Source organism: Opitutaceae bacterium (genome assembly GCA_041395105.1).
GTDB lineage: Bacteria > Verrucomicrobiota > Verrucomicrobiia > Opitutales > Opitutaceae > B12-G4.
This window is the reverse complement of sequence record JAWLBB010000002.1, coordinates 1147998-1157664: the sequence shown is the minus strand read 5'-3', so window position 1 is coordinate 1157664 and position 9667 is coordinate 1147998. Positions and strand designations below refer to the sequence as shown.

Here is a 9667-nt window from a genome sequence, read left to right as displayed (position 1 = left end):
GTCGCCTCGATGAACGCCGCCAGCGTGCCCTCTCCCGATATTATCTGGACGCCGGATGCGGCGGCATCGCCGTCGGCGTCCACTCGACCCAGTTCGAGATCCGCGAGCCGGGCATCGATCTTTTCCACCCCGTGCTGGAACTCGCCGCCGAGGAAGCAAAGGCGTCCCTCGAGGCCCGTCCGCGTCCCTTTGCGCTGATTGCGGGCATCTGTGGGCGGACCGAGCAGGCCATTCGCGAGGCCGAATTGGCGGCCTCGCTGGGCTATGACGCCGGACTCGTCAGCCTGACCGCCTTTCGGGATTCTCCCATCGAAGGGATGGTGGACCACCTCGGGCGGGTGGGGGAGGTTTTGCCGGTTATCGGTTTCTACCTTCAACCTGCGGTCGGCGGTCGCTTCCTGCCCTATCGATTCTGGCGTGAGGTGATGGACCAGGCGAGCCTTCTGGCGGTCAAGATGGCGCCCTTCAATCGTTACCAGACCAATGATGTCGTTCGTGCCCTCGCCGATTCGGGCCGCGACGACGTGGCACTCTACACCGGGAACGACGACAATATCATCGCCGACCTGCTCACCCCTTTCTCCATTGCGAGCGGATCGGGGCGCACGGTGCGCATCGTGGGCGGACTGCTCGGGCAATGGGGGGTCTGGACCCGGAAGGCGGTCGAAGTGATGGACAGGATCCGTGAGGTGCGGAAGAGCGACCGGATCGATTCCGACTGGCTGCGGGCCAATGCCCGCCTGACCGATGCCAACGCCGCCGTCTTTGATGCGGCCAACGGATTTGCGGGGGTCATCCCGGGTATTCTCGAGGTGCTGCGGCGCCAGGGGCTGCTGGAAGGCATCTGGTGCCTCAATCCGGAGGAATCGCTTTCACCCGGACAGGCGGAGGATCTTGATCGGGTCTGCCGTCAGTATCCCGAGTTGACCGATGATGATTTCGTCCGGCAGAACCTGTCCCGATGGCTGTCCTGATCGATACGGCAGGACTGCTTGGGGAGCTTGTCGCGATCAGAAGCGTCAACCCTTCCTTTGGCGGCCCCGGGGAGGCCGAGCTGGCCTCGTTTGTGGCGGACTGGCTTCGGCGGGCGGGCGCCGATGTCTCCCTGCAGGAAGTCCTGCCCGGCCGGAACAACGTCATCGCCATGATCCGGGCGGGTTCGGGTCCGGCTCTCCTTCTCGACGCCCACCTGGACACGGTCTCCGCGGACAGCTGGCGGGAAGGCGATCCGTATGTCCCGCGTCTCGATGGCGGACGGCTTTATGGCCGGGGCTCCTGCGACACCAAGGCGTCGATGGCGGTATTCATGGAGCGGATCGCCTACTACGCCGCCCATCCCTCCCGTCTTGTCGGGCCCCTGGTTTTCTCGGCCACCGTCGATGAGGAGGACCGGCAGACGGGGGCGTATCGTTTGCTCGATCATGATTTCGGGTTCGAAATCGGCGGTGCCATCGCCGGTGAACCCACCCTCTGTCGTCTCATTCATGCCCACAAGGGACTCGTCCGTTTCCAGGTTGAGGCCCGGGGAACCGCGGCCCACGCATCCAATCCCGCTCTGGGTGACAATGCCATCGCCCGGATGAACCGGGTCTTGAACGGTCTTGCCGGCCTGGTCCGGGATTTCGAGGAGCGAATCCCGCATCCGAGTCTCGGGCGACCGACCCTCAACCCGGGGACGATTCATGGGGGAACGGCCGTCAATGTCGTGCCGGACCGCTGTGTGCTCGAAGTGGATCGACGGCTGATTCCGGGAGAGACGGCCGAAGGAGCGCTCGCGGAGATCCATCGAATTGTCGATGGTGATGGGCGGATCACGGTGACCCCACACTATGACCGGCCCGCTCTGGACACGCCGGTGGGGATTCCCCTCGTCCGGGAACTTCAGGCCGCCATCCGCGGCGAGGGACGCGATGACGCGCCGACCGTGGCCGGCTACCTCACCAATGCGGTGGCTTTTGCCGAACGGGGAATCCCCGCGGTCGTCTTTGGTCCCGGAAACGTGGCCCAGGCACACACCGATCACGAATTTCTCGAACTGGCCGAGCTGGATGCGGCCTCACGAATCCTCCAGCGACTCCTGGAGACCTGAAACTGAACGGAGACAAACACGATGAGCGAAACGATGCGAGTGGGTATCATAGGGTTGGATACGTCCCATGTCGGGGCCTTTACCCGGTTTCTCAACGATCCCTCAACGGACGGACATCAGGAAGGGGCGAAGGTGACCGTCGCCTGGCCCGCCGGATCGCCCGACATGCCGGCCAGCCGCGACCGGATCGAGGGCTTCACCGCCGAGTTGCGCGACAAATTCGGGGTCGCGATCGTGGATTCGCCCGAAGCGGTGGTGGCGGCCAGTGATGCCATCCTGCTCTGCTCGGTCGACGGTCGGGTTCACCACGCCCAGTTCGCCCGGATCGCCGCTGCCGGAAAGCCCGTCTTCATCGACAAGCCCTTTGCCGCCTCAGTGAAGGATGCCGAGGCGATGGCTGCGCTGGCCCGGCAGCATGGGACGCGGGTTTTCACCTCCTCCGCCTTGCGTTTCAGCACCGCACTGACCGATGCCCTCGCGGGGGAAGCGGACGATCCGGTGACCGGAGCCGATTTCTGCGGTCCGATGGCGATTGACCCCACCAATCCGGGCTTTTTCTGGTATGGAGTTCACACCATCGAGATGCTTTTCAGATGCCTCGGCAAAGGATGCCGCAGTGTGCTGGCCGACTCCTCGGAGGCGCACGACTGCCTGATCGGGCGCTGGGACGACGGTCGCTTCGGTGTCATCCGGGGCAATCGAACCGGCGACAACGGCTTCCACGGAATGGTTCACTTCCGCGACCGAACGGTGCACATCAACGTGGCGTCGGCGCAACGCTCCTATTTCGCCGGCCTGCTCGAAGCGGTCGTGGCCTTTTTCAAGGGAGGGGAGGCGCCGGTTCCGCTCGAAACGAGCGTGGAGATCGTCCGCTTCATGGAAGCGGGAAATCGCAGCCGGCTCTCCCGCCAGGTGGAGTCGCTTTACTGAGGATTGGGTTTCGTCATGCGCGGGAATCAGAAAATGGCGGGGAGTCTGAAATGAAAACCATACGCTATGGAATCATCGGGGCGGGCACCATTGCCCGTTCGGTCGGCCGGGTCTTCACCGAGGGCTCCGGTTCGGTGGCGCGGGCCGTGGCCGATGTGGACGAGGCGGCGGCCCGGGCGCTTGCGGCCACGGTGGAGGCACCCCGATCGATGACCGATTACCGTGAACTGCTTGCCGATCCGGAAATCGATGCGGTCTACATTGCGACGCCACCCTTCCTGCACCGACCGATGATCATCGATGCCATCCGGGCGGGGAAGCACGTGGTCTGCGAGAAACCGTTCACCCTGTGCCGCCAGGAGGTGGTGGAGGTTATCACGGCGGCCTCCGCCCGCCCGGACCTCAAGATCAGCTGCTGCTCCGGTCGCTACCAGGATTCTGAAATGGCCAGGCGGGCCAGGGCCGTCATCGAGAGCGGGGAATTGGGGGAAGTCTACCGGTTGCATTATGAACAGGTCACTCCGGGTTACCGGATCGGAACGCAATTCGCCCCCTGGCGCAATGACCCGAAGCTCAATGGCGGGGGCATTTCCTACGACTGGGGCGTCTACGACCTGGACTGGATGTGCTTCGTGCTTGGCGAACGCTTCCGTCCCCGCACCCTCTTCGGCACCCTCGCCAACTACTTTGCCCTGACCGCGGAGCGGACCCCGCCCTGTCCCGACGTGGATGGACGTCTGGCCGCCGAAATGGTCTGCGACGGCGGGCTGACCGTCCACTACGAGCGACGCAACGGCGAGCACGGTCCCTCCCGCCAGAAGATGGAGATCCGGGGAAGTCGGGCGGGCCTGGACCTGGTCGTCATTCCGATGGGCGAGGATCTCGTTCTCCGGCGGCACGCCTATCACGGCGCCGACGAGCTCAAGACCGAGGTCCTTCCGGACAAGCCGGCCGCCTGGGACGATCTGATCGTCTTCCCCATTCGGGACCTGACCGAGGCGATCCTCGCCGATCGCGAGCCCGCTTCGCCGCCCCGCATGCAGCTGACCGTTCACGGCGTCCTTGACGCACTCCTCCTTTCGGCGGCGCGGGAAACCTCCGTTCCCGTGATGACCACCGACGGACGGGCCTGACCACCCGGCAGGAATCTTCCACACCGGGATCTCATCGATCATGGCGCGTATTGTTAAAGTGGAGACGGGGCGGTTCGACTATGCCGTGGCGGGAACCTTCAAGTTCTTCAAGGCCCAGGAAGACGGGGTGGTCCGGAGGCCGTCCGTCCTGGTTCGCTTGACCGACGAAGACGGCGGGACCGGATGCGGGCAGGCGGTGCCGGTTCCCAGTTGGACCTATGAGACGGTCGAAACCGTCCTGAGCACCCTCAACCACCACCTGGCTCCGGAGTTGATCGGCCTGGAGGTGGATGATATCCCGGGCCTCCACGCCCTCATGCAGCGCGTCATCCGCCCCGCTTTCTCGGTCGGGCAACCTCTCTGCAAGGCCGCGGTCGACCTGGCCTGCCACGACCTGACCGGCCGCCGCCGGGGTATCGGGGTCGGTCAGCTGCTCGGAGGACAGCGGCGCGGCGAAGTGCTCCTGAGCTGGACGGTGGCCTCTCCCGTGCGAGCGGTGGTCGAGGAACAGATTGTCGAGGGGCTCGCCCGCGGCTACCGCAACTTCAATATCAAGGTCGGCTCACCGCAGGACGGAGACTACGATGTCGAGCTGGCCCGCCGGGTCCGGGAGATCGCTCCGAACGGCTTCCTCTGGGCCGACGCCAACACCGGGTATACGGTGGAGGAGGCGCTGGTCATGGCGCGGCGTCTCGCCGATGCCGGCGTCGACGTTCTGGAATCCCCGCTGCCGCCCAATCAAATTCGCGGGTATCAGGCGCTCAAAAAGGTCGGGGCGCTTCCCGTTCTGATGGACGAGGGGATCCTCTCGCCGGTTGAAGCGGCGGAATTCGCCGACCTTGGCATGATGGATGGGATCGCCCTGAAGCCGGCGCGCAATGCGGGGTTGTTCCCGTCGAGGGCGATCGTCGAGGCCATGAGGGAGAGGGGCTTGATGATTCTGGGATCCGGATTGACCGATCCCGATCTTTCACTGGCCGCGGCCGCGCACCTCTACGACTGGGCGGGCATCACCCATCCGTGCGCGTTGAACGGGCCGCAATTCCTGACCCAGACGGCCTGCGTGACCGGTCTGGAAGTCCGGGAGGACCGGTTGACGGTGCCGGCCGGCCCGGGTCTGGGCCTTGAGATTTCGGAGGAGGCATCCGGTTGCCTCAAGACGGTCGCGGGTGGGTGAGACGAAGATCGCTCCCGTCTTCCGGCGGATTGAAATCCCCAGTTTCTTATGACAAAATCAAGAGTTGACCCCGAGTTTCCCAAGGTGTCCGGGATTTCGATCCCGACCCATTGCCTGCCGGTGGAGGAGACCGCGGCGGCCGCGCTCAACGTTCTCGCGGGAACGAAGGTGACCCGCGAATCGACGCCCGGCTCGGGCTTGCGACTCTGTCTCGAGGACGGCCGCTGGCCGGTCCTGCGGCCCGGGGATGCGATGCCGTCCGGCTCCTGGCTCTGGATCCGGATCGGGGCGGACGGATCCGGGGAAATGACGAGCAATGTCGGTTCGTTCCTGATTGCCGGTGCGGCCTGGGCGGAGCGGGGCTTCGAGGGGATCGATCCGGCCGCCCTCCGGGAGGGGGTGCTGATCGAGTCCCCCTTCGAACTCAACCGCCCGCTCTTCGACGCCTCCCTCAATCAATACTGGCGCGACGGCCGCGGTTTTGACCGGGAGGCCCATGTCCGCCGGGTCGCTGAGTGCGGGTTCACCCACCTCGAGGTCAATGGTCTGGCGTCGCCCATGGCGATGGAGGAGACGACGGCGACGGAGTTCTACCCTCAGTTCTACACCTATGCACCGGGTCTGAACCATTTTGTGGATACGGAGCTGACCCGGGGGCTCTGGCCGTCCCATTATCTCGAAGCGAATATCAACCGGGTGCGGAAACTGGCCGCCCTCGCGAGGAAATACGGTCTCAAACCGGGTCTGGTCTGCTTCGAACCCCGCAGTCTGCCCGAGAAATTCTTCGTCCGCTACCCGACCCTGCGGGGCGCCCGGGTTGATCACCCGTTCCGATCGCGCATTCCCCGCTACTGCCTGGCCCAGGACCACCCGGTCAGCCGGCGCCATTATCGCGATCTCATCCAGAACATGATGCGGCAGGTCCCGGATCTGGCCTATCTCTCGGTCTGGTCGAATGACAGCGGTTCAGGATTCGAACACACCGCCTCGCTTTACGTCGGACGCAACGGTGGTCCCTACATGATCCGGGAATGGCGCAATCACGAGAAGATCGCCCAGGTCGCCGGCGAGAGTGTCGTGCGCTATCTCCATCTCCTGCGCGATTCCGCTGCCGAGATCAACCCGGAGTTTCGGGTGCTCCTGCGGATCGAGCCCTTCAAGGTCGAGCATGACACCATCATGAAGGGTCTGGGGAACGGGGTGGACTTCGAGGCGGGTTCCCTGCTCGTGCGGGGCTACAGCCTGCCTTACGCCCATCCGCACTATCCGGAGCAGACCGGGATCGCCGGGATGTTCTTCCAGACCTGGATGGACCCGAAGGAAAAGGAGGTGCTGGCGTCGATGCGGTCGGGCGGAGTCGAGCCGGTGATCCAGTATGCGCCCGGCGGGGTCTGGAATCACGAACCCTTGCTGGGGATTCCGTTTCCCCGGATGCTTCATGCGCGCCTCAAGAGCATGGCCGAAACCGGCATCCGGCAGGTCAGCGCCTTCGGCGGTCTGCTCAATACCATCAAGGCGCCCTGGTGGCCGAACGCCGAGGTCATCCGTGCCTTTCAGTTTGAAAGGACGCGACCGGTTGAGGACATCCTCGAGTCCTGCGCGGTCCGCTGGGCGGGAGAGGTGTTCGGACCGACGGTCAGCCGGCTCTGGGCGCATTTTGAGGAGGCGCTCGGCTACCAGCCTCACGTTTTCCACTACACCGGATTCGGCTTTGTCTGGCAACGCACCTGGGACCGGCCGTTTGTCCCGGACATCGAGGCCATCCCGTCGAAGGATCGCGCCTACTACGAGCGTTTCGAGTGCGTGCAGCCCAACAATCCCGCGATCAATGATTTCGGAAGGGACGTCCTCTTTGCGCTGGTCGAGAAGGGGCCGGCCCGAAAGCAGATCGATGCCTTCGACCGGAATCTCTTCCCCCGTGTCGATGCGGTGCTCGAGGAGACCGGAGAGGCCCTGAGGCAGGCCGAGGCCGCCGATGACGCCAGGGCGGTCGCCGTTCTCGCCGACCTGCTCGATCGGCTGACCGCTTACCGGTGCTGGGCCATGACCGTCCGCAATGTCTGCGCCTGGGTGGAGGGAGTCCATGGGTATCTCGAATCCGACGACGAGGTCGAAAAACAGGCGCGGGTGAAGATCGTCCAGGATGCCATCGATCTTGAACTGGCCAATACCCGGCGACTCCTCGAACTCTGGGAGAGCGGCCGGACGGAGTTCATGATCATCTCCGATGTCGGCGAAAACGGTTTTGTCTATGGCGAGAACTTCGGTGAGCTGCTCCGGAAGAAGATCGCGCTGACCGAGCAGTACCGTCACCTCCCGCCGCGCATTGACCGCGACATCATCTGGCGGATCGAACCACTGGTCACGCTGGCAGGGAATCAGGAAACAGGGACAAGGAAGTAAGGATCGCCGGGATCCGGTGCGGCCTCGTCGTCTTCGCTCATCATTCTGAAATCCCGGTTGATGGGTTATTCGCCGGCCAGTCGCCTGCGATAGGTGGAGGGGGGCTGCCCGACGACCTGCCTGAAGGCCTTGGAGAAGTGAAATTCGTCGAAAAACCCGAGGTCTGCGGCGAGCTGCTTGAGGCTGCGCGGTCCGTGGTAGAGGGCGGCACAGGCCCGTTCGATCTTCTTCTGTTTCTGAAAGCGGGCGGGCGGAAGGCCGACTGCCCGGGCAAAGCGTTTGCGGAAGGTTTCCTCCGACAGGCCGACCCGTTGGGCGGTTTCGGCGGTGGTCAGCCACCGCCCTTCCTGCGGACCGGTCAGGAGGCCGATCGCCATGGCCATCACGGGATCTTCCTCCGGACCGGAGCGGCCGGAGGCGGGATTTCCCGCGGTTTCGAAGAGAAAGCTGAGGAAACCGCCGAGGGCCTTCATCGGATTGAGCGGGCCCTGGCGTTCCGGCGGGTCGAAGAGAGCCTTGAGCTGAGCGTAGGCGTCGACCACCGAAGGACACCGGTCAACCGGCCGGTCGCCGGAGAGGAGGCCGTGCTGGCGCAGGGTTGAGAAAACGGGGCCTTCGAAGACCACGTAGATTTCGTCCCACTCCTCCTCGGGACCGGGCCCATAAGCGTGGGGCAGCTCGGGAAAAACATGAATGACATCGCCGGGGGAGAGAAGCGCCCGCTCGCCGCGGGCGTCGCGGTAGCGACCGCTTCCGCGCAGGAGCAGAACGAGGGCATGGCTTCCCAGAATTCGCATGCGCCCGCTACCAATCCCGCGACTGTTGCGGAGCGTGCCGGCCAGCAGCAGGGTGCCCACCGGGGTCCTGAGGGGACTTTCCAGCCACGGCGTTGATTCGAAGTTTTCGGGAAGGTGCATGTCCTGACCAGATTTTACATGGGTTTTCCCATTTCCGCCATTCACTGTCCAGATTCTTATGCTAATATGAATCGTTTCTAATATCCATCATGAGCACCGCCACCTTACCCCCCATTTTCTCCTACGGACATCAGCTCGATACCGATCCCTCCGTATTCGGAATGCTCCGCGAATCGACGGATGTGGCCGACGATTTTGATGCGTTGCGGGCGCGGTTTCAGGAGGACGGTTACCTCTATCTGCCGGGTTACCTCGATCGGGAGGAGGTTCTCGAGGTCCGGAAGACCTTGACCGATCGCCTGGCGGAGCAGGGCCTGCTGCACCCGGATTACCCGACATTTGAGGGGGTGGCTCATCCGGAAAAGCGGACGGCCTTCAAGCCGGACCTGGCCCGGGAGAACGACAAGCTCAAGAAGCTGATCTATTCGGGGCGCCTGATCGATTTTTACACCGGTTTCTTCGGAGAGAGTATCCGCCACTACGATTACACCTGGTTGCGGGCCATCGGTCCGGGCAAGGGAACCAATCCCCATTGCGATCTCGTTTACATGGGGCGGGGGACCAAGCAGCACATGACCTGCTGGATCCCCTACGGCGACGTTTCCTTCGAGCTGGGTGGTCTCATGATCCTGGAGGACTCCCACAAGAAATCCGATCGCCTGAAGAACTACCTCGAGCGCGATGTGGACGAGTTCTGTGAAAATCGTCCGGACCAGGTGGAAAAGGCAAAGAACGAGCAATGGGTCTTCTCGGGTTCCCTCTCCCACAATCCCCCCGTTCTGCGGGCCAGCCTGGGAGGTCGCTGGTTGACCACGGAGTACCGGGCCGGGGATTTCCTGACCTTCGGGATGAACCTGGTCCATGCCAGCCTCGACAACCGCACCAACCGGATCCGCCTTTCAACCGACAGCCGTTATCAGCGGGCCTCGGAAGCGATCGACGAACGCTGGATCGGGGCCAACCCTCCGGGGCACGGCCTGGCCGGGAAGCGCGGCCGGATCTGCTGACTGGCAGAGGG

The 9667-nt window shown here is 63.9% G+C and carries 8 protein-coding genes; 7 read left to right on the top strand and 1 reads right to left on the bottom strand.

All coding sequences use genetic code 11. From position 1 onward, the window contains the following. From R3F07_11565 to R3F07_11540, 6 genes are all read left to right on the top strand, one after another. Positions 1-974, top strand: a 974-nt coding sequence (locus R3F07_11565) for a dihydrodipicolinate synthase family protein (GenBank protein MEZ5277009.1), incomplete at its 5' end; no start/stop codon positions are given. Further along, positions 962-2089: a M20/M25/M40 family metallo-hydrolase gene (locus R3F07_11560; GenBank protein MEZ5277008.1), complete on the top strand. Its 1128-nt coding sequence runs from the start codon at positions 962-964 to the stop codon at positions 2087-2089. The genes R3F07_11565 and R3F07_11560, both read left to right, overlap by 13 nt. Before the next feature lie 21 nt (positions 2090-2110). Then, positions 2111-3019 carry a Gfo/Idh/MocA family oxidoreductase gene (locus tag R3F07_11555; protein ID MEZ5277007.1) on the top strand — a complete coding sequence of 303 codons (909 nt, stop codon included), beginning with the start codon at positions 2111-2113 and terminating at the stop codon, positions 3017-3019. Between the two features lie 50 nt (positions 3020-3069). Continuing rightward, positions 3070-4152, top strand: a complete 1083-nt coding sequence (locus R3F07_11550) for a Gfo/Idh/MocA family oxidoreductase (protein MEZ5277006.1) — start codon at positions 3070-3072, stop codon at positions 4150-4152. Positions 4153-4192: 40 nt separating this feature from the next. Beyond that, positions 4193-5329, top strand: coding sequence for an enolase C-terminal domain-like protein (locus R3F07_11545; protein MEZ5277005.1), 1137 nt, complete (start codon positions 4193-4195; stop codon positions 5327-5329). A gap of 48 nt (positions 5330-5377) precedes the next feature. Beyond that, the gene (locus tag R3F07_11540; protein MEZ5277004.1) at positions 5378-7732 is read left to right on the top strand and encodes a hypothetical protein; all 2355 of its coding nucleotides are present in this window, start codon (positions 5378-5380) and stop codon (positions 7730-7732) included. A 65-nt stretch (positions 7733-7797) separates the two neighbouring features. On the opposite strand, the gene R3F07_11535 is transcribed toward R3F07_11540, so the two are convergent. Next, on the bottom strand, positions 7798-8649 hold the full coding sequence (locus tag R3F07_11535; GenBank protein MEZ5277003.1) for an AraC family transcriptional regulator: 852 nt from the start codon (positions 8647-8649) through the stop codon (positions 7798-7800). Between the two features lie 89 nt (positions 8650-8738). On the opposite strand from R3F07_11535, the gene R3F07_11530 reads away from it, so the two are divergent. Further along, entirely contained in the window at positions 8739-9656 is a 918-nt protein-coding gene (locus R3F07_11530; protein MEZ5277002.1) for a phytanoyl-CoA dioxygenase family protein, read from the top strand. Positions 9657-9667: the final 11 nt, after the last annotated feature.

Excerpts from the sequence above, each read along its gene's own strand:
- R3F07_11530 (MEZ5277002.1), top strand. The coding sequence starts at position 8,739 with ATGAGCACCGCCACCTTACCCCCCATTTTCTCCTACGGACATCAGCTC.
- R3F07_11545 (MEZ5277005.1), top strand. The coding sequence starts at position 4,193 with ATGGCGCGTATTGTTAAAGTGGAGACGGGGCGGTTCGACTATGCCGTG.
- R3F07_11550 (MEZ5277006.1), top strand. The coding sequence starts at position 3,070 with ATGAAAACCATACGCTATGGAATCATCGGGGCGGGCACCATTGCCCGT.
- R3F07_11555 (MEZ5277007.1), top strand. The coding sequence starts at position 2,111 with ATGAGCGAAACGATGCGAGTGGGTATCATAGGGTTGGATACGTCCCAT.
- R3F07_11535 (MEZ5277003.1), bottom strand. The coding sequence starts at position 8,649 with ATGCACCTTCCCGAAAACTTCGAATCAACGCCGTGGCTGGAAAGTCCC.
- R3F07_11540 (MEZ5277004.1), top strand. The coding sequence starts at position 5,378 with ATGACAAAATCAAGAGTTGACCCCGAGTTTCCCAAGGTGTCCGGGATT.
- R3F07_11560 (MEZ5277008.1), top strand. The coding sequence starts at position 962 with ATGGCTGTCCTGATCGATACGGCAGGACTGCTTGGGGAGCTTGTCGCG.